Consider the following 20,345-nt stretch of genomic DNA (forward strand, 5'->3'; position numbering starts at 1 on the left):
CACTTATATTCTAGCACAGGATTCATGGTGAATCTTTTTTTATTGAGTTGTTCAATTTCATTTTACAATTAGCCTTAAGTTTTTATTTATTTTTTTAACATATTTATTATAGTCTCATATATGTTTTTTACATTTCATACACAACATCTACTGAATTAACTATATATTCATCATGTGTTATGAGTATAACTATTTTATTAGTTAATATTTCCCTCATTTTATTAAATAAATATTCTTTTTTTTCATAATCTACTTCTGAAAAATTTTCATCTAATATTATTACATCTTCTTCGCTTAATAGTGCTCTTACTATTGTTATAATCTGCCTTTGTCCTCCTGATATTAAGCTCCCATTATTGCCAATAATAGTATTAATTCCTTTTTCAAAATTTGAAAAAAGATAATTAAAATCAATGATTTTTCTTAATTCACACATTTTATTTGCTCTTATCGAATCATCCGATACAATATTATTATATACAGAATCCGAAAAAATAAAATCATTTTGTGAAGAAACATATACATTATCTTTTAAATTGATTTCATGTTTTTTTACAATATTTGTTTCATTGAAAGTAATTACTCCAGATGTATTAAATTTTAAGCCTGATAATATATCAATTAACGTTGATTTTCCAGATCCATTTTTTCCAATAATAGCATACATTAATTTTTTTTGAAAATACATATTTATATTTTGAAATATGTATTTTTCATTTATATGAAAAGATACATTTTCCAATTTTATATTTTCTATTTCTTTTTCATCAATTTTATTAGGTGATATCTCATCTAGTGACATTATTTTATTTAATCTTTGATTAGATATTCTCATTTCTTCAAAAAAACTTTTATAAACAATCATTGATAAACACGGTCCTATAAACATAAATGAATATTGCTCAAATGCAATTATTTCTCCAATAGAAAATTTTCCATTTATAACATTAAAACCTCCAATAATATATATTATCAGAATACTGACTGTAGTTAGCATTCCTTCTTCAAATACATTGAGTGAATGAAAAAGGCTTAATTTTACACTTTTTTTCATATAAAGGTCAACTGTCTTTCCAAATCTATCACAAAAAAAACCACTTAATTTAGATAATATTATACTTTTAATGTTATTTAAATATTCTTGAAACGAGTTTGCTATTTCTTCTTCTTTAATTCTTACATCTAAATAATGTTTTTGTATTTTTTTAGATATAAAAATTTGAATAAAATATCCACATATCTGTATAACACTTATAATAAGTGTTAATTTTAAATTCATATTCACTAATATTATAAATGATATTAGTGATATTATTATATTAGATAAAATATTTACTATAACATCTCCACCAAAATCTTCCAACATTTGTATGTCATTGTTAAAAACTGTTAATACTTCACCAATATTTAAATTGTCAGCTTCATTCCCATTTATTCTTTTTAGCTTTTTTATTATTTGTATCTTATAATATTTTACCACATTATTTTTTATTACAGAAAGAATGTATTGTAGTGCTATCCTTGAAACTTCCATTATTGATGCTATAGCTATATAATATAATGAATATTTAAGTAATAAGTAGACACTTTTACCAATAATAGCATCATCAATTATTTTTTTTAATATAAGAGGTAATATAGTGGTTGGTATTGATACTAATATCATAAGAAGAAAAACAAAAATAATATTTTTTTTGTTTAAAATAAAAATGCTTTTAAATAATTTTAACATATATTAATCTCCATTTTATTTATATGATTATAGAATGAATCATAATTTAAATTTTCTAAGTTAAGTTTAATTAATTCAAGGATATTACTGTCTATATATTTTTCTAAGTTATCACTTCTGTATAATAACAATAAAAGTCCAAGAACAAATTTATTTTTGTATTCGTTTTTGTTAAATAAATTATAGTAAGAATCTTTAACTTCATAAAATTCAGATCTATTTATAGATTTTTTAATACAATTTTTAACAACTATACTAGAGCATTTGTTTTTTAGTACTACTATTCTATAAATATTATAATTATTTATTAATTTTGTACCTATATCAATCTTATTATTCTCAAACATTTGATTAAATCTACTCACGATGATTGCATCATAAATCATATCATATAAAAAGCAGTCTTTCTTTTCTAATTTATAAATATAGTATAGTTTCTTATTATATTTTGCTGTATTAATTTTTTTTATATTTTTATTTTTTTTAATAAATGACTTGTTTTCATTATAAATATGTATCTTATTTTCAAATCCAAGGGTAATAAATAGTGATTCATTTTTAAGTAAATTTTTTTTAATATTATCAAGTACATCTTCTAATGTTATTTTTTCTATATCATTAATTTCACCTATTGGCAAATTAATATTTTCATTAAAAATATGTTTATTTATAAAATCAGTTTCTCTTTTTATTGTGGAATCAAAACTTTTAATTTCGTCAATAACTTCATTCTTTGATTGAATAAATATCTTTTCCAGAAAATAATGATCATAATTCAAAATATTTTCATTATATAGTATTTTTTTTATTTTTTTTTCCAGTTTGTTGTTATCATTTTTATTATCTGAAAAAAAAGTAAATGAAGTGTAATTATACCCAGTTTCTGCATTCATTCCTATAGTCATACTATTTTTTAATATATTTTCATTTATTAAATTCAAAATAAAATGTTCAGATATGTGAGTTAATCCTTTATATAGATCATATTCACATCCATATTTAAATACAATATGCAATAAACTATAATCTTCCTTTTTTGATAAAGATAAATCGACTTTATATTCTTTTCTTTTTAGCATTATATAACATCCTTTTTTATTTTATTTTATTAATTAAATACAATTTTTAAATGAATTATATATATATATTATTTTAGAAAAAATTTCAAGTCCATTATATTTCTTTATATATATTCTCTCATTAAATAGTTCAAGTTGATGAGAGAGTATATATAAAGAAATATGCGAATAGCTTTTTTTCCTTATAATACCTTCATCTAAAATATTATAAATTTTAAGGTATCTTGTGTTTTTGACTTATTTTTCTAGTTTTTTAAAACTATAAGCAATATACAAAAAAAGTAATTGACACTTTTACAAATATTTATCACACTAATCTTCATAGATATAAAAGCATTTTATCTATGAAGATTAGTGCCTTTTTTTAATTTTACATAGTCACATAGATTTTAACATAAACTATAATACATAGTGATTTTAAATATATTCAGTGTTCTTTATGAAATTTAAATTTTCAGGACATTTTTCTCTATACTCATGATATAATATCAAATTATCTTTAGTTGAATTTCTAATTGATTCACAAGTTCCCTGTAAATTGAATTTTTCATTATAACCATCTTCAGTATATCTATCCGAGTAACATAATGAACAAAATCTTATTGCCCAACATTTACTACAATATGGCATAGTTTTGTCATTAAATTCATCTAAATAGTGTTTTTTTATGTTTTCTTTGTTTATTCCAAATTCAACATCACCGATACTTGGTGATAGACCAATTCTTTCACATAAATAATATTTACCATCAGTGTTAACATAAAGCCTTCTTAATCCAGGAATACAACATGAATTCATGTTATAATTATCATAAGCTTTATCAGCCAAATATCTCTTATCAATATCAACTAATGCTTCGGCTATATGTTTTCCAATATAAGTGTTTGTATTTTCTGAATAATACTTCCCATTGAAATGTTTTTTTTGCCACAATAAGAGTGGTTTAAAATCGCCAAAATTTGTATTATACTTAGGATTATTATATATATCAAAATTATCAATATAGTTAATTATACTTCCTTCAGTAGGATATGTTATTCCAAAATCTATTTTATCAGAAATTTCAGATACCGAATTAGCAAAATTTTCCATCCTATCTAATTTCTCATAAGTATATGGTGGTGCAAACACTGAATTAACAGCAATATTACTGTCTTTATTTACATATTTAAATTCTTTTACTAATTTTACAAAATTTTCATATACTGTATCAAAAGTCCCTTTCCCACCTGATATAATTCTATATTCATCATGAGACTTTTTATCCCCGTCTATACTACATAAAATAGAGAGATTATCTACCTTTTTGAAAAAATCAATCATTTCATCGTTTAATAAATACAAATTGCTCGTAAAGGAAAATTCAATATTTATATTTTCCTTTTTTGATTGACCTATACTATATTTTATAATATCCTTCATAAGATCATATTTTATAAGAGGTTCTCCACCATAAAATGTTATTGCTACAGGTTTTGTTTTATTTGAATGCTTTATAAAATAATCTACTGCTTTTTTAGCCGTTATTATGTCAATATCCTTATCATTAAATTCTTCGCATGTTTCAAATGATTCATTATATACACAATACTTACATTTAAAATTGCATTTTCCAGTTAATTTTATAATCAATTGTTCCATAGAATAATCAATTGTTTTGATTATTCTATCTTGTTTTTTATTTATATAAAAATTATTAGGTTTAATAGCACTGAATAAATTTTCATTTTTAATAAACTCTATTAAGTGAGATATATTATCTGCATTTTTGGCCAAAGGAGCTACATTACCTTTAAATAATGCATTAATTATGTAAAAATCTAAATCATCTAATTTTACTATCTTTCCAGTTCCTGTATCATAAAAATAATTATTTTCTTCTGTGCTAAAGAGTTTTCCAAGCCTATTTATTTCACCAGACTCTGAAAAAAGCATCAATCTCTCATATATTTCTCTGTCCAATTTAAAATCCTCCTATAAATTAAAATAGAAATTTGTATTTAAATATTTATTTAAACATATATTTAAACATATATATTATACATATGATTTATTTTCTTTTTGATTTCTTGTTCCTGCACAAGCACATCCACCAGGAATTCCTGGAATAACTGAATAACCTCTCCCACTACTATGATTTTTTGCCTTTATATTACACTTACATCTGCATGCGTTTGCTTTGTCTCCATCTAACATTTCTCCATACAATGGCTCAATTAAATTCATAAACTAACCTCCAATTATATTGTATATTTAATACAAATTTCTATTCTAACAACATGCTATACGTAATAATTTATTGCTAATACATATATACTGAAAAAAATAGATGTATGTACAAAAAAAGATAGATATATGTACAAAAAAAGATAGATGTATGTACAAAAAAATTGTGTTACAAAGTTTAATTTGTCCTGATTTTGAGACATACTATTGGTGTAATTCATATAGATGGAGAGTACACAATCATGAAAAAATTATTTAAAGGAAAGTAATATGATTTTAGAATAACAATTGAAGCCTTAGGACTTTATTATCATTTTTCTTTAAGTTATCGTGATTATAAGAAAATAATGCGTAGATTTAGTGATCATACAACTATTTATCGTTGGAATAATCAGTATTGAAAGACTTTTTATCCTTTATGGAAAAGAATAAATAAACGTAGAGCTTTATCTAAGTCTTGGAGAATTAATAAAACTTATATTAAGGTTAAAAGTAAATATTGCTATCTTACAGAGCTATCGATTCTAATGGATATACTTTAGATATTCGTCTAAGAAATCATAGAGACTATCTCTATTAAAGCTTTTTTCAAATGATTAATAAGAGATTACGGATGGCCCAATTCTATTGTAATAGATAAATATGAGCCTCATTCAAAGCTATAAATGAGTTGAAATCAGAAGATTTATTAGATAAATCAATAAATCATTGGCAATCCAAATATATTATTAATATTTTAGAACAGGATCATCATAAGGTGAAGTCTAAAATTCCCTATAGTAACAGTTTTCAGTCGACTTAAACTGTAGCTTCTACTATAAAAGGAATTGAAGTTGTATACGTTATGCATAAAATCAGCCGAAGAGAGTGATTTCTCTTCGGCTTTTGTCCATGGACAGAAATTGAAAGATTATTTAAAAATGCCTGCTAGAAATTCAAGAATTTTCTAAAGTATGCCATTGTTTTAAATTTTGAAACCCAACTTATTAAACTCCATTGGTTTTTTTTGTATCTATATTTACATTAATTCTTTCAATTTATTCTCAACGTTCATTAGTACTACCTACTATTATTACATTCTCTATATTATTATTTTGTATATATTCCCTTGTATCTTTATTTAATCTATCAGACTCTGTTAATAATACTGTTCCGTTGTTCATTGTCGCTATTAAGCTTGATGAAAGGGCATCAGGACAGTCTTTTCCATTTACTAGGACTATTATTTTTATATCTTTGTTAAACTCTCTTTTATCCACATTCGCCATTTCCGTAGCTGTTTTATATCTATCTGATTCAAATAGTCTTATTACATAATAATCTAAATTTACATAATTAGGAATATAATCAAGTCCCCATATTACATAGCAAATCTCTTCATAGAAAGGAAAATTATAAAAAGTTTCATTAAGTTTACTATAATCTAACAAAACAAATCCATCTTTTCTTGCTAGGTATGATGCAAAAGTAGATATAGATAATAAATAAGGTATCTTATTTATTATCTATAACGATGTTATTGTGTTCTTTAGATAAAAAAAATTTCTGAATTATATTATTCACTTGGCTTCCATATTTAAAATAATTATTCCCAATATATCCATTATAACGATTATCTATCCTCTAAACCTTACAATGTTGAGGATCACATGAAAGAATTGTCTAGTGTAAAAAAAGTCAAAGGAAAAAGTCAAAAAATCAGATTTAACTACAATGAAAATTAAAACTGATACATTACTAAAAATGAACGCATTAATAGGAATAAAAGACCATAAATTTATCTACAAATGCATTGACGAGGCGATAGACACTTATATAAATTCTCTGGCACCTGATGAAAAAAAATGTATCTAATGGTACTTAAGTTAAAGAGTAAACAAACTATCCCCAAAAATAGTGTCTACAGAATAGTTCTAAAGAACATTTAAATATCAAAGTTCTTTTTCTATTGCATATAAAACTTTATATTATTAAACTTACCGCAGCCTTCTAATCTAGAGTATTTTTTATTTTGCATTAAATTTTACAAGGCTTTAATAAAAATAACCTTTATATTTGAATCATAGGATATTTTTATAATATCCGCCTTAGTTTTATACCTTACAATGCTAATTAACGTAAAATAGAAATCTAAAGTTCTAATTTCTGGCATTTTCTCGGATTTAACCTCGGGTGTGGTCGTGGGGATTCAGTTTCAAAACTTTTTCACCTTCCCCCTCTATATGAACGTCCTTAATTCATATATTCTATAAAAAAAAATAATCGATCTGTACCTATACCCTCACTGTACTAGCTATTACTTAGCATATTTTTATATAATATTGCTTGTTAATAGCGTAAGAGAGCAGTCTTTATAATATAAATATATATTTATATTATAAAGAAACTCATTGATTATTTTATACATAGTTAGATGTTCTTACACTGTCTTTTATATTGAGTTCAAATTGTTCCTTGAATGGTTAAACTATGTGTAATCAGCACTATGAACATATGTAGTTGCAATTGCTTAAGCTGTGTCTATTGTGTGTTTACTCTGTTTCTATAACTATTCTATGATGTGTCTTCTATGTTTTTCTTGATTATGTTTAATCAGATATAAAACTGTATAGCAGTTTATTACTGTGGGATATATCCTCCTTATGCTGTCCCCCCTTATATTATGTACAAGATGTTACATATCTATAATTGTGTAACATCTTAAATATTTTATACATTTTCTTACATTTCTTTATTATCAATGCTTTCACCATATAAATATAGAAAGTATTATTCATAATGTTACATTAAGTTATTATGTAACATTATGAATAATACTATTTTTATCTAATGAGCTGTATAATTAAGTGCTACACCTAAATAAAAAACTCATAATAGATTCTATTTCGTGTAAATGTTAATAACGACAAAAACACTTTCGAAAGGAATTATTATGAGTTATAAACATCTTAGCATAAATAAGCGAGTTAAAATAGAGGTACTAAATAAAAAAGGATATTCCGCTAGGAAAATTTCTACAATACTTGATTCCCATCATTACACAATAAGTCGTGAAACTAAGCGCTGCCCAAATAACTACAGTGCTCAAAATGCAGATACAAATAGTAAAACTTTATCTAAAAACAAAGGTGGAAAAGTAAAAATCACAAGTTCTTTAAAAATTTTTATAGAAAATTGTATAAAAAATCATGGTCTCCTGAACAAATAGTTGGCAGATTTCTTGAGGGAATAGTTTCGTTTAAAGCTATTTATAATTGGATTTATTCCAATGTTTAGATATCAATCTAAGTTCATTGAGATTCAAAGGTGAAACTAGATATCCAAAAGATAAAAGAGGTCAATTTAATATTGGAAAACCTATAGCTAAGAGACCTAAGATAGTTAAAGAACGTAGTGAATTTAGTCATTGGGATTAGATACTACTGTATCTCCGAGGGGACAGAGTAATGGATTTCTATCGACATTTGTTGAAATTAAAACAAGAATGTACGTTGCTATAAAAATGAGTAATAGAAGTAAAAAGTCTATGTATGAGGCGATAAAAAAGTTAGTATCAGCTTTTCCTAAAAAATATTTAAAAGTTTTACATCTGATCGAGGCAAAGAATTTGCATGTTATAAAGAAGTTGAGAAAAATCTAAAAATAGACTTTTATTTTGCAGATTCTTACAGTGCTTGGCAGAGAGAAAAAATGAAAATAGTAACGGATTACTTAGAGAATATTATCCAAATAAAACTTATTTAGCAAAAATCGATGAAATCGAGCTAATAAATGTTTTGCACGAAATAAATTCCAGACCAAGGAAGTGTCTGTAATTTAGAACTAATTTTGAAGCATTTTTATATGAGATAAGTAATTTATAGAAATGTCGCAGTATTTATTGCTAGTATATGCAAAAAAGTCTGTAAATTAATAAATCCTTCTATGGTAAAATAAAATTATTATAGGAAGACTTTTAAAATGGGCAGAAAAAAACGCGAACAAATGGATCCAAGAAAGAAAAATATCACAGGAGAGCTAATTAATACCTATGAAATCAAAAACGTTAAGGATATTCAATAAGCTCTAAAGGATTTACTCGGAGAAACACTGCAAGATATCTTATAAGCTGAAATAGATGGGCATTTAGGGTACGAAAAATACGATAGAGATAGCTCAAAAAACAATCGAAATGGCTATGAAACAAAGAATGTTCGAAATTCTATGGGATAATTCGATATCGAAATTTCTCAAGATAGAGACTGTAAATTTGAACCTCAAATTATCAAAAAAAGACAAAAGGATATTTCATAAATTGAACAAAAAATAATAAACATGTATGCGTCAGGATTAACTAATAAGACAATTATCGAAGAAGTTGAAGATATTTATGGATTTAAAATGTCAGAATCCATGATAAGAGATTTCACAGATAAGGTTATTCTTAGAATTGAAGAATGAAAAAGTCGACCGTTAGAATCGATTTTTCCAGTAGTGTATATAGATCTGTACACTTTTCTGTAAGAGATAGTGGTGTTGTTAAAAAACGTGCTGTATACCTAATTTTAAGGATAAATAAAGATGGAATAAAAGAAGTTTTAGAGATATATGTCGAAGACTATGAATCTTCTAAATACTGGTTTTCCATTTTTAATGAGCTTAAAAATAGAGGGTTAAAAGACATAATTATATTTTGTGCAGATGGATTAACTGGAACAAAAAAAACTATAGAGGTAGCTTTTCCTAAATCTGAATATCAACGTTGCATAGTTCATCAAGTTAGAAACACTTTTAAATATGTTTCTTACAAGGAAAAAAGAATTCGCCCAAGATTTGAAAAATATTTACTTATCAAGTAACGAAGAGCAAGCAATGCAAAATTTAAATGCTCAGTTTAAACGACTAAACAGAAACAAAAGAGTTTTTCCTACAAAATCTTATTTAGAAAAAGCACTATATCTTTCTATCGAAAAAGTAAGTAAAAAGTGACAGTATCCAGTTAGAAACTGAGGTCCAATATTTGGTGAACTTTTAATTATGTTCGAAGAACGTATAGAATATCAATCTTTAAAAACTGAAAATTCGCGATTTTCATTGACGTACTTAAATTTAATTAATAATATAAGATGGCTCTTTGTCAAATAACGTTGATGAAGAAATCTTAAGTTTTTAAGCGGCAAAATCTGTTTCACAATTAAGTGATTCAGATTTGCCGTTTTTTTGTGTTTTGAATCTGTTTCTTAACAATATCCTTATTCTCATATTTCTAAAGCTTCTAAATCCGAAGGATACTCTTTTATACGCTTTTATTAAGTTGCTATTCCCTTCTACAGAAGCATTTGTATAACCCGTTTTAAGCGAATTTATAGCATATTTCTTGTATTTATTTAGACTTTCTATACTAGTTCTAAAACATTCTGGGATTTCATTAATATCTTGATTTAAAAGCTTTTTAAATCCTTCTATATCCTTGAGTTCAATTACGCTTAATACTTCTTGATAAAATATATATGCTTCTTTTAAAGTATTAGAATATGACAATATATCGTTTCTAATACCTCTTGAATTTGTGAATTTTTTATATCCTATGCATTTATAAAACTTTATACTTTCTAACTCCCATTCCTTCGCTAATAGTATCTTCCAATATCTTTTCATCATTTTATATTCATGTTTATAAATTTTAAAATTTTTCATTTCATTTATTCTGAGTTTGTTCATATTCCTAGTAAATAGTTGTACTATATGAAATTTATCTAGCACTATTTCTGCTTTAGGAAAGAGAATTTTAGCCAATTCAATATATGTAGGATACATATCTGTCACAATATATTTAACATTATTTCTTATTGATTTGTTATATGAATTAAAGTATTCACCTAAAAATCTTTTTCTCCTGTCGGAGACAATATCAATAATTTTCCCAGTTTCTATATCTACTAAATTCACACTCATTGAGCCATCTACACTTTTAGTAGATTTAAATTCATCTATTCCAAGAACCTCAGGAAACCAACACTTATTGTTTTTAGATTCAGTTGACCTAAGGACTCTAGCAACTGTACTTGGAGAAATATAGTGATTCTTTGCTATTACTTTCATAGGTATAATTTCAGATAAATTATCTATAATTGATTTCTTAACATTATTGCTTATAAAACAACCTTTGTTAGTTAAATTAGTTTCTGCCATAAAAGTTTTTTTACAGTTTTTACAAAAGAATCTTTGCTTTTTAGCATGAATCATCACAGGATTATCGCAAGTCCTATTTAATAATATTTTTACAATTTGATTGCCATTTTTAACTATGTTGTGATTTTTATTCTCTATTTTACAGTGAGGAAAATGGCTTGGTATATAGGTAATAATAACTTCTAGAACTTGATATTCAACATCTTTTATTATTTTTGAATAAATTTTTTCAATTAATTTTAAATTTTTGTCACAAATTCCTAAAAGTTTTGATATACTTATATTTGAAAACATGTTTAATCCTCCTTGTAGTTTATGTTTAGCGATTTAATCATACAACTGGATCTAACATGTTTTCAACCTTTTTTAAAAAATATAGCGCTGATAGTAATTTTATCCATTTTAGTCTTTCGACTATTATTGATTTTTTATTACCATCAACGCTAAAAATTATACAACCTATAAGATAAAAGCGAGCTAAAAATTCAGCTCACTTTTATCTTATAACCATATACTTTCTATTTTTCCTTAATCTAAGATAATTAAATCTTTGAAAATTATTATATATATTTAATTATTCTTAAGTACTCGTGATCTATTACTATCTTTATTCTTATTTCCATAAGCACAAGTACAATTGCATCCAAATGGAAGGTAAAAACTACTATTTTTATTTCTAAAGGTACCTATACATGAACTTCTAGATTTTCCTACTACAGTATTACTATTTACGATGTGTTTTATTAGCTTGCATATTTGCCTTACCATTACAAGCACATTTTCCTACAACTTTCCCATATTTAAAAAGTTTTTTACCGCTACACACGCATCCTGCTCTCCCAACCAACGGCTGTCCTGTTACATCATTTGTTAATTTCATAATATTCCTCCTAATTTGATTTTATTTTATTCTGGCTTAATTATAAATCAACCAGTAATAAGCTTGTTATTATTTTTCATATTGAATATTATATAACTCTGTATATATATCATTTTTATTAATTAACTTTTCATGAGTTCCTTCATCTAAAATTATTCCTTTTTCTAAAATTATTATTTTTTCTGCATTTTTTAATATTTTATTAAATCTATGCAATATAAAAATAGATATTTTAGAATTAACTCTGTCCGAAATAGATTTCAATATATCTCTTTCAGATTTTAAGTCCAAAGATGCATTTAGCTCATCAAATATGTAAACATCGGATTCTCTTATCAGCGTTCTAGCTATTGCTATTTTCTGCCACTGCCCAATTGATACTTGTTTTCCACCATCAAATTGATAACCTAATTTTTCATATAAAGCTTTATTTAAGTTTTCTAACTTAACATCCTTCAAGATATTAAAAATTTCTTCATTTTTATCACTTTTAAGTAATTCAATATTTCCATAGCAAATATTATTTCTTAAACTTGATTCATATCTTATATAATCTTGAAATAAACTTGAAACTAATCTTCTGTAACTTTCTATGTTTATTAACTTTAAATCAATATTATTAATATATATAGAACCCTCATAATCAAGATATATACCCATTAATATTTTAATTAAAGTTGATTTACCGCTACCATTATGACCTAAAATAGCCATTTTATCGCCCTTTTTAAGGTTTATATTTATATTTTTTAATACATAATCAGAAGACTTTTCATATTTATAATATATATTTTTTAACTCTATCTTATCTATTGAAGTAATAATTATACCATCTGATAAAACAACCTCTTCTTCTAGATTGAAAAATAATATTATTTGATCTACTATCGAGCTATTTTTATACAATGATGCAACTTGCATAAACGTCTCAAGTAAATTTTGTTTTATGCTGCTTAGAGCTCCATTGTATAGCAAAAATGCTCCTATAAGTATTTCATTATTATATACTTGTGTTAACATTTTAATAATAATAAATCCATCAACTATATTTTCAAAAAAATTTATAACTGTATATGAACATAGCGTTTTTCTTTTTAAATTAATAGTTGAAAAATTTATTTTATATTTTATATCATTAAATTTTTTGATGAAAAATTTTGATAACGAATACGAACGAATTTCTTTAAATGTATCTGAATTCGTTAGTATAAAAAAAATATAATGAGATTTTCTATCATCTTCTGTATTTTGCTTCATTAGTTCATATTCACATAAACTATATTTTTTACTATAAAAATAACCTATTATAGGTATAATAATAATTATAATCATGATTTTTATATCATAATTATAAATAATTAAAATAAATGAAATTATTGTTATCATTTTTTTCAATATATCAAATAGAGTTTTGATATATTCTAATAATCCATATTCTGAATCATATTGAACTCTATCGATTAAATTATATATATCACTATTTTCAAATTTTTTAACATCTAAGCGTGCTGTTTTACTTAATATTTCTGACTGAATATATTGCGTGTATTTTAATTCAAATTTTTCTATATTAAAGGCAACAAAATTAGATAAAATTGTATTTATTACTTCAACAAAAATTAACAATATTGCTAACATCAATATATTATTAAATTTACTATGTTTTAATTGAGCCAAGTTAATTATATTCTCCATTATTAACAATGGAACAAGAGGCATTATACCTTCTAAAATACTCCTAAATACAAGTAATAAAATATATCTTATATCAAATTTTTTCACTTTATTAATAGACCATAGCAGATTTTTTACAACTGTTGTTTTTTTGTTATATGCAGTATTCATATTTTAATTGCTAAACTCTTCTTCGCTATCATTAATTATATTTTCTAAAAGATCTCTGTTATATTTCAATAGTGTATAGTATCCTTCTAATTGTTTTTCTACAGTACCCCTCGCACTTTTACAGATTGAATCTAATCGTTTATAATCTAATCCATCTTTATTCATAGTAGTAGAATAACATATTGAACATAAATTATGAGCCCAACAAGTTTTACATTTTTCATTAAAGTAATCTAAATGTTCCTGATAATAATTTTTATATATTGCATCAAAATCATATCCATAATTATAGTTTCCTATGAAGGGTGAATCTCCAGTTCTTTCACAAACTCTAAAATCACCATCAACATTTACATATAATCTTCTTTGACCAGGTATACAATTTCCGTGAAAATAAATTTCTTTCATTTCATTAAATTTATTTATTGGTCTATTAGATATTCTTAATATATCATTTTTAATTTGTTCTATATAAGCTATATCATTAGAACTTTTTAATCCCTTCATTGCCCAATTTTCTATATCATAATCTGAATTATCATCATACAAATCAGCAATATTTTTTTCTTCATTATAGTCATATACCATATCACCTTCATCTACATAATTTAAGGTATACTCTATATCATCTGGCAAATCTAATTCTTCCTCAAAAAACTTTTTTATGTGTTTAAGTTTTTCGTCATCTAAAGGTGGACATATAACTGTATTTATTGACATTTGTTTAGTCTCTGAATTTTTTTTGTAAAAATATTTACGTAGTAAATTGAATCCTCTTACTGAATCTTCAAAAGATCCTTTTTTGTTTTCATATCGCCTAAATCGATCATGTATTTCCTTAGGGCCATCAATACTACATAATATACTAATTTCATCTAATGAATTAAAGTAATCTATCATTTCTTTACTAATTAAAGTTGCATTTGTTGTAAAGGAAACGCTTAATTTAATCATCGGATACTCATCTATAACATAATCTATTAATCTTTTCATTAGCTTAAAATTAACTAGAGGTTCTCCACCGTAAAAAGTTAAATTAAACTTTTCCCTTTTGAAATCTTTTAACACATAATCTATAGTCTTTTTTCCTATTTCGAAACTTAAATTTTTTTTACCAAAATTTCTAAATCCAGGATGTGAATCATTATATATACAGTAACCGCATCTTAAATTACAAATTTCTGTCAGCTCAAATATAATTTGTTCACAGTTACCTTTCATTATACTTTCTAATTCTATTTTTGATGGAACCATAAATTTTCTTTTTTCTGGACATTTAAATAAACTTTCTTTTTTTACTATTTCTCCAAACATAGGATTTTGTTTTACTGTATCTTGTACTGAAATCTTATTTTCTAAAATATTACTTATTATTTTTTCATCATTAACATCACAACTAAGAACTTTTCCTGTACCTGAATCAAAAAAAAATGTTTCTCCGTCTTCTATTTTAAATAGTTTTCCAAATCTTTCATTATTCATTGAATTTCTCCTTTTTTTATTTACTATATTTTGCCATAAACTCAATTATTTAAATAAGTGTTTTAAAAAAGCTATTAATAATAAGTGCATTGGACAAAAAACAATCTACTTTTAAAATTATTAAACTTAAACACAGTGCAATAATAGTTAAAAGTATGGATAACGGATTCTTTTTAATAAATAAAGTGGTAATAACGATAAAAATAATCTGCTCTAGACGCATTTTTATTAATAAGTTCATTAAATATATTTTTATTAACTACAGTTACCTTATTAGATATGTTATCTATGTTATCCAAGACCACATATGTGGTCATTATTTTTGTTAACGAAGCTAAAGGAACTTTTTCATTAGCATTAATATCCAAAATTTCTTCATTATCAGTTAAGTTATAAACATATATATTTTTCGAATTAAATTTATTACTCGCACAATAATTTAATATGATTAAAAATAATACTGTCAAAATTATATATTTTTTTAATAAACTTATTCTTTTTATTTTTTTGACATATTAATAACACAATATTTATTATAATTTGTATTAAATAAAAATAGTAGTCTTTATTTGATACAAATTATAATAAATATAATTATATATTATATAATCACGTAACGTGTGTCTAAAACTAATTCTTTTCATAATGTTAAAAATTGACATTATTTTTATTATAAAATATAATTAGTATATATTTTATAATAAAAAGGGAGTTTTAAATGAATAAAATTAAACATTATAGATTAGAAAACAACTATTCACAAGAAGATCTTGCTAAATTATTAAATGTGTCTAGATCAACGATAGTAAGATATGAAAATATGAGTGACAATGAAATACCACAAAACATTAGTACATATCAATTAAAACTTCTCTGTAAAATACTTAATATTGACATTGATTTTTTTATCAAATTTAAAGAATCTAATATTAAATCATTAAACATATATAATTTAAAAAATCGTAAAATGGTTACTTCTTATGAAAATTTTAAAGACTATGTATTAATTCACAAGAATAAAGTTGATTCTGACTATGTTGTTAAAATAGAATCCGAGGATAATATTAATTTTAATATTTTTCCAAACTACTTTGTTCTTGTTAAAAATACACAAAAGTATACCAATGGAGACTTAATAGTTATATCTATAGATAATGAAAATCCTGTTATTAGAAAATGTTATATAGATAAAAATGATGAGGATAAAATTATACTCCTTTCTGGAAATTCTAAGATAGAAGTGTTATCAATATTGAAAAAATCAGTATCTGTTTTGGGAAAAATAACAGGAGTGTATTTTCAAACTTAAAGTTACATGATTAAATAAATTAAAATTGAATAAATCAGTCATGTTACAAATTTTTTTGAAAAATGAGTAGAGTGGATAGCTATACTAAAGGCTATGTTTTAATATATAAATTTAGTCTTTAAAACTTCCTTAATAGCCTCATTTACAGCATTGTCATAAGTATTTCCCTTACAACTAAGTGATCGTTTAATTTTAAATATGACTATTATTTCATCTATTTTTGAGTTATTCCTTTCATCTATCAGAATGAAATATATTAATTTTATCTAATGAATATTTATAGCTTAATATTGATTTTTCTATTAAATTTGCATCTTTATTTTTGCCTGTAGAAGATCCGATTATTTTTCTATTATGTAAATCATTTAAAAAGCATACATAATTCCATGAATTTCCAACTCTAGCATAGGTTAGATCGCTAACAATCACGTCTAAAGAATCTCCATTATCAAACTCTCTATCAATTATATTTAGCAATGGTTGTGTTGCAAAGTTTAATTTATCCTAATTTTACGATATAATATTTGTATAATTCATATAAATGGATGATACACAATCATTAAAAAAACTATTCAAAGGAAAACAATATGATTTTAGAATAATAATTGAAGCTTTAGGACTTTATTATCATTTTTCTTTAAGTTATCGTGATTGTGAGAAAATAATGCGTAGATTTAGCGTTAGAGTGGATCACACTACTATTTATCGCTGGTTAAGTCAATATGGAAAAACTCTATACTATTTATGGAAAAAGAGAAATAAACGTAGATTGTTGTCGAAATCAGGGAGAATTGATGAAACCTATATTAAAGTTAAAGGAAACTATTACTACCCTTACAGAGCAATTTATTCAGCAGTTTAACGTTAGATATGTGGCTAAGAAACCATAGAGATACAGTCTCAGTAAAGGCTTTTCTTAAATGACTTATTAGTGATTATGGACAACCTCGTTTAATTGTAATAGATAAATATGCAACTTCTATTAAAATTATAAATGAGTTAAAAACAGAAGGCTTCTTAGATGAATCAGTAAATTATTGTTAATCCAAATATCTTAATAATATTTTAGAACAGAATCACCATAAGGTGAAGTATAAGATTTCCTATAGTAACAGTTTTCAGTCGAACTTACACTGCAGCTTCTACTATAAAGGGAATTGAAGTTGTATACGCTATGCATAAAATTAGCCGAAGAGAAAATACTCTCTTCGGCTTTTGTCCATGGACAGAAATTGAAAATTACTCAAAACTGCTTTTCTATAACAATATGTGTAAATTTATTATGATGTTTTTCTAAATAATAATCTGATATATAATTAATATCTTTCCAATAGCAAAGGATATTAATTATATGATTTCTAATTTTCTTTCTTAACTGACTTGACTTAGAATTCAAAATATTATAAATTTTATCTATATTAATTCTAATAGTGTTTGCTTTATCCCATTCTGAGTAAAGTATTTCAAATATCAAAAATTCTTTTATTATTATATTGGTTTTTGTAAAAGAGTTTGGAGTTTCCATCACTTCTATCGGGACTTTTATTGTTTTAAATTCAAACTTTCCTATTCTATATAATATAGGGTCTCTTAAAATTTTTATTATATTTTTTTTTTCTAATAAATAGATTAAATTTTCTTTTACTATTTTGTTACCATTTTTATCTATTATTGTTATACTTGTGTTTTTTATTCTAGTTATAGATTTACTTATGTCATCTTTCTGCAATTTTTCTAATTTATTATTTTTTTTACCTGATAATACTTTTACAATCATATTATTAGAGATAATATTAAAACCACAGTCATAGATAGTACAAATAGTTCTGTAAATGGCAATGTCATATAAATTAAGACCAGCTGAAATTAATTTATTATCATTTGAACAAAAATAGTAGCTTTCCATATTATTAACACCATAAACTTGATTTTTTTTAAAAAAATCAAGTTTATGGAATATAATTGTATCAATCAAGCTTACCGAAAAAGTAATTTTATTTATTTTAAGGCACTTTTCTTCTAAAGAAATTCCTTCATTATTAAAAATATCAATTGTTTTACATGCTCTTTCTTTCCAGTAATAATGTCTAGTATATAAGCTAGTCAAAAAATCTAAATAGTTTTGATTTCTATAATTACAATCATTATCCAAAATATTTATTAATTTCACAATTTTTTCATCGAATTTTTTTAAATTTTCATAAAATAATGCTAAATTGTGACAAAATGCATTAATATATTTATATTCATTATTTAAAATTTTTTTATTTGTAATAGCCCCTAATTCTAGTAATAATTTATTTTTTTTACTCAAATGAGGATCATCAAAGTAAATAGTTTTATCACATTTCACATTTAATATCTTTTCTATAATATGTTTTTTATCACAATAGTTACTCATAATATACAATCTCCTTATAATAACATCTTTTGAATCTACATCAATTATGTAGACACTAATGGTTTGTCTTTTAAGTTGAAAGCTCATACATTATCTCAATACTTTATACATTAAAACATTTGAATTTTAAGCATTTTAAAATCAGAGTATTTTTACTGATGAACCTCTTCCTTTTTTAGAACGCAATAACTTGATACACGCATTATCATGATGATTCCCCCGACGACTAAGTAAGCATTTATTTTAAAGGTATCTATTCTCTTATCTGTTTTTAAATTATCATATTCTTTTTATTTATAAAGAGTGTAACTATTCATCTAATTTAATACATATTTGCAACTTAATATGCCCTTTTCTAATAAATTTGCGTCCTTATTTTTTACTCGCAGAGCATCTCACTATTTTGCTATTATAAATGTCTGTTAAAAGACATACGAAATTCCATGCGCTTCAAACTCTTACATAGGTTAGATAATTCATAATAACTTCTAAGGAATCTCTATTATCAAACGCTCTATCAACTATATTCACTATCTTTGCTTCATTACAATTACTTTTAGGCACTTTACATTGAGATATTGTATAGTTTGAAACAAACTCATTCTGATTCATTATTTTAGCAATTACTCTCCTATAGACACAAATATTTAATTTTGCTAACTCTATTTTTATTTTTTTTGCACCGAAGTTATTTTTACTATCTTTTAATATTTCTCTTTATTAGAAATCATTAGGTCTATTTTTTTTCCAGCAGTACTGCAGCTTGCTTTAGGATATCATTTTCTATTTTAAATTTTTTAAGTATTTTTTCTAATTCAATCAACTTGTTTTCATCATCATTTATGTTATCTTTAGTATTAAAATACTGCATTTTACTATACCTCACAACCAACTGTCTAATTGTAGATTTAGAAATTTTATATTGCTCTCTAACTCTTTATATTTGTAATTATATTGATTGTAGATATTCACTAGTTGTTTTTTAAAAGTTTCTTCGTAATATATTCACTCAGATATTTTTATTTCTCCATATACATATACATTTATATATCACGTTCAGAATAAATTTTTTCTATTCAGTATATCCTATCCAATGTATGCTCATTATTCATATAAGAGTTTCGATTTTTCAAAATAAATATAGAAGGCTAATTGTAAAATGAAATTGAACAACTAAATAAAAAAAGATTCACCATGAATCCTGTGCTAGAATATAAGTT

General features: G+C 24.2%; 20 protein-coding genes and 2 pseudogenes. 8 read left to right on the forward strand and 14 right to left on the reverse strand.

Features of this window, described 5'->3' with window-relative positions; genetic code table 11:
• Positions 1–127: 127 nt before the first annotated feature.
• The 4 genes from C0982_RS09745 to C0982_RS09760 form a co-directional block, all read right to left on the reverse strand.
• Positions 128–1,732, reverse strand: coding sequence for an ABC transporter transmembrane domain-containing protein (locus tag C0982_RS09745; RefSeq protein ID WP_101774028.1), 1,605 nt, complete (start codon positions 1,730–1,732; stop codon positions 128–130).
• Positions 1,726–2,811: a hypothetical protein gene (locus C0982_RS09750; protein WP_101774029.1), complete on the reverse strand. Its 1,086-nt coding sequence runs from the start codon at positions 2,809–2,811 to the stop codon at positions 1,726–1,728. Before C0982_RS09750 ends, C0982_RS09745 begins: the two co-directional genes overlap by 7 nt.
• 417 nt (positions 2,812–3,228) lie before the next feature.
• Complete coding sequence (locus tag C0982_RS09755) at positions 3,229–4,773, reverse strand: radical SAM protein (protein WP_101774030.1); 1,545 nt, start codon at positions 4,771–4,773, stop codon at positions 3,229–3,231.
• A gap of 75 nt (positions 4,774–4,848) precedes the next feature.
• A complete protein-coding gene (locus tag C0982_RS09760; protein WP_101774031.1) occupies positions 4,849–5,037 on the reverse strand; it encodes a hypothetical protein in 189 nt (62 codons plus the stop codon).
• 661 nt (positions 5,038–5,698) lie between these two features.
• Between C0982_RS09760 and C0982_RS10965 the strand changes: the two genes are divergently transcribed.
• Positions 5,699–5,839, forward strand: coding sequence for a DDE-type integrase/transposase/recombinase (locus tag C0982_RS10965; protein ID WP_408634006.1), 141 nt, complete (start codon positions 5,699–5,701; stop codon positions 5,837–5,839).
• A 241-nt stretch (positions 5,840–6,080) separates the two neighbouring features.
• On the opposite strand, the gene C0982_RS09770 is transcribed toward C0982_RS10965, so the two are convergent.
• Positions 6,081–6,467 carry a cell wall-binding repeat-containing protein gene (locus C0982_RS09770; protein WP_101774032.1) on the reverse strand — a complete coding sequence of 129 codons (387 nt, stop codon included), beginning with the start codon at positions 6,465–6,467 and terminating at the stop codon, positions 6,081–6,083.
• A gap of 283 nt (positions 6,468–6,750) precedes the next feature.
• Here C0982_RS09770 and C0982_RS10590 point away from each other — a divergent pair, with 283 nt between their 5' ends.
• From C0982_RS10590 to C0982_RS10970, 5 genes and pseudogenes are all read left to right on the forward strand, one after another.
• Positions 6,751–6,891 (forward strand): hypothetical protein, encoded by a 141-nt coding sequence (locus C0982_RS10590; RefSeq protein WP_180946929.1) that lies wholly within the window; start codon positions 6,751–6,753, stop codon positions 6,889–6,891.
• 1,078 nt (positions 6,892–7,969) lie between these two features.
• Positions 7,970–8,245 carry a helix-turn-helix domain-containing protein gene (locus C0982_RS10705; protein WP_242961552.1) on the forward strand — a complete coding sequence of 92 codons (276 nt, stop codon included), beginning with the start codon at positions 7,970–7,972 and terminating at the stop codon, positions 8,243–8,245.
• 46 nt (positions 8,246–8,291) lie between these two features.
• A complete protein-coding gene (locus tag C0982_RS10710; protein ID WP_242961553.1) occupies positions 8,292–8,453 on the forward strand; it encodes a hypothetical protein in 162 nt (53 codons plus the stop codon).
• The gene (locus C0982_RS10715; RefSeq protein ID WP_242961554.1) at positions 8,444–8,677 is read left to right on the forward strand and encodes a hypothetical protein; all 234 of its coding nucleotides are present in this window, start codon (positions 8,444–8,446) and stop codon (positions 8,675–8,677) included. Before C0982_RS10710 ends, C0982_RS10715 begins: the two co-directional genes overlap by 10 nt.
• 320 nt (positions 8,678–8,997) lie before the next feature.
• Positions 8,998–10,026, forward strand: a pseudogene (locus C0982_RS10970) (IS256 family transposase).
• A gap of 159 nt (positions 10,027–10,185) precedes the next feature.
• On the opposite strand, the gene C0982_RS09785 reads toward C0982_RS10970, so the two are convergent.
• The 5 genes from C0982_RS09785 to C0982_RS10975 all read right to left on the reverse strand — a co-directional run bounded on the left by C0982_RS09785 (position 10,186) and on the right by C0982_RS10975 (position 15,882).
• The gene (locus C0982_RS09785; protein ID WP_101774033.1) at positions 10,186–11,502 is read right to left on the reverse strand and encodes an ISL3 family transposase; all 1,317 of its coding nucleotides are present in this window, start codon (positions 11,500–11,502) and stop codon (positions 10,186–10,188) included.
• Between the two features lie 430 nt (positions 11,503–11,932).
• Positions 11,933–12,088, reverse strand: coding sequence for a hypothetical protein (locus tag C0982_RS10595; RefSeq protein ID WP_180946930.1), 156 nt, complete (start codon positions 12,086–12,088; stop codon positions 11,933–11,935).
• A gap of 69 nt (positions 12,089–12,157) precedes the next feature.
• Positions 12,158–13,933 carry an ATP-binding cassette domain-containing protein gene (locus C0982_RS09790; RefSeq protein ID WP_101774034.1) on the reverse strand — a complete coding sequence of 592 codons (1,776 nt, stop codon included), beginning with the start codon at positions 13,931–13,933 and terminating at the stop codon, positions 12,158–12,160.
• Positions 13,934–13,936: 3 nt separating this feature from the next.
• Complete coding sequence (locus tag C0982_RS09795; protein ID WP_101774035.1) at positions 13,937–15,415, reverse strand: radical SAM protein; 1,479 nt, start codon at positions 15,413–15,415, stop codon at positions 13,937–13,939.
• Between the two features lie 173 nt (positions 15,416–15,588).
• Complete coding sequence (locus C0982_RS10975) at positions 15,589–15,882, reverse strand: serine hydrolase (protein WP_180946931.1); 294 nt, start codon at positions 15,880–15,882, stop codon at positions 15,589–15,591.
• Between the two features lie 251 nt (positions 15,883–16,133).
• On the opposite strand from C0982_RS10975, the gene C0982_RS09800 reads away from it, so the two are divergent.
• On the forward strand, positions 16,134–16,724 hold the full coding sequence (locus C0982_RS09800) for a LexA family transcriptional regulator (RefSeq protein ID WP_101774036.1): 591 nt from the start codon (positions 16,134–16,136) through the stop codon (positions 16,722–16,724).
• Between the two features lie 101 nt (positions 16,725–16,825).
• Here the strand turns inward: C0982_RS09800 and C0982_RS10720 are convergent.
• Positions 16,826–17,195: pseudogene (locus tag C0982_RS10720) on the reverse strand (IS3-like element ISSwo1 family transposase); the annotation flags it as partial.
• A 251-nt stretch (positions 17,196–17,446) separates the two neighbouring features.
• On the opposite strand from C0982_RS10720, the gene C0982_RS10635 reads away from it, so the two are divergent.
• Positions 17,447–17,614 carry a hypothetical protein gene (locus C0982_RS10635; RefSeq protein ID WP_207653252.1) on the forward strand — a complete coding sequence of 56 codons (168 nt, stop codon included), beginning with the start codon at positions 17,447–17,449 and terminating at the stop codon, positions 17,612–17,614.
• A 353-nt stretch (positions 17,615–17,967) separates the two neighbouring features.
• On the opposite strand, the gene C0982_RS09815 is transcribed toward C0982_RS10635, so the two are convergent.
• The 3 genes from C0982_RS09815 to C0982_RS10830 all read right to left on the reverse strand — a co-directional run bounded on the left by C0982_RS09815 (position 17,968) and on the right by C0982_RS10830 (position 19,996).
• Positions 17,968–19,125, reverse strand: a complete 1,158-nt coding sequence (locus C0982_RS09815) for a hypothetical protein (RefSeq protein WP_101774038.1) — start codon at positions 19,123–19,125, stop codon at positions 17,968–17,970.
• A gap of 450 nt (positions 19,126–19,575) precedes the next feature.
• The gene (locus C0982_RS10600) at positions 19,576–19,737 is read right to left on the reverse strand and encodes a hypothetical protein (RefSeq protein ID WP_180946932.1); all 162 of its coding nucleotides are present in this window, start codon (positions 19,735–19,737) and stop codon (positions 19,576–19,578) included.
• Positions 19,738–19,861: 124 nt separating this feature from the next.
• Positions 19,862–19,996 (reverse strand): hypothetical protein, encoded by a 135-nt coding sequence (locus C0982_RS10830; RefSeq protein ID WP_278336052.1) that lies wholly within the window; start codon positions 19,994–19,996, stop codon positions 19,862–19,864.
• Positions 19,997–20,345 lie beyond the last annotated feature (349 nt).

Origin of the sequence: Peptostreptococcus faecalis (genome assembly GCF_900240845.1) — a bacterium.
GTDB lineage: Bacteria > Bacillota > Clostridia > Peptostreptococcales > Peptostreptococcaceae > Peptostreptococcus > Peptostreptococcus faecalis.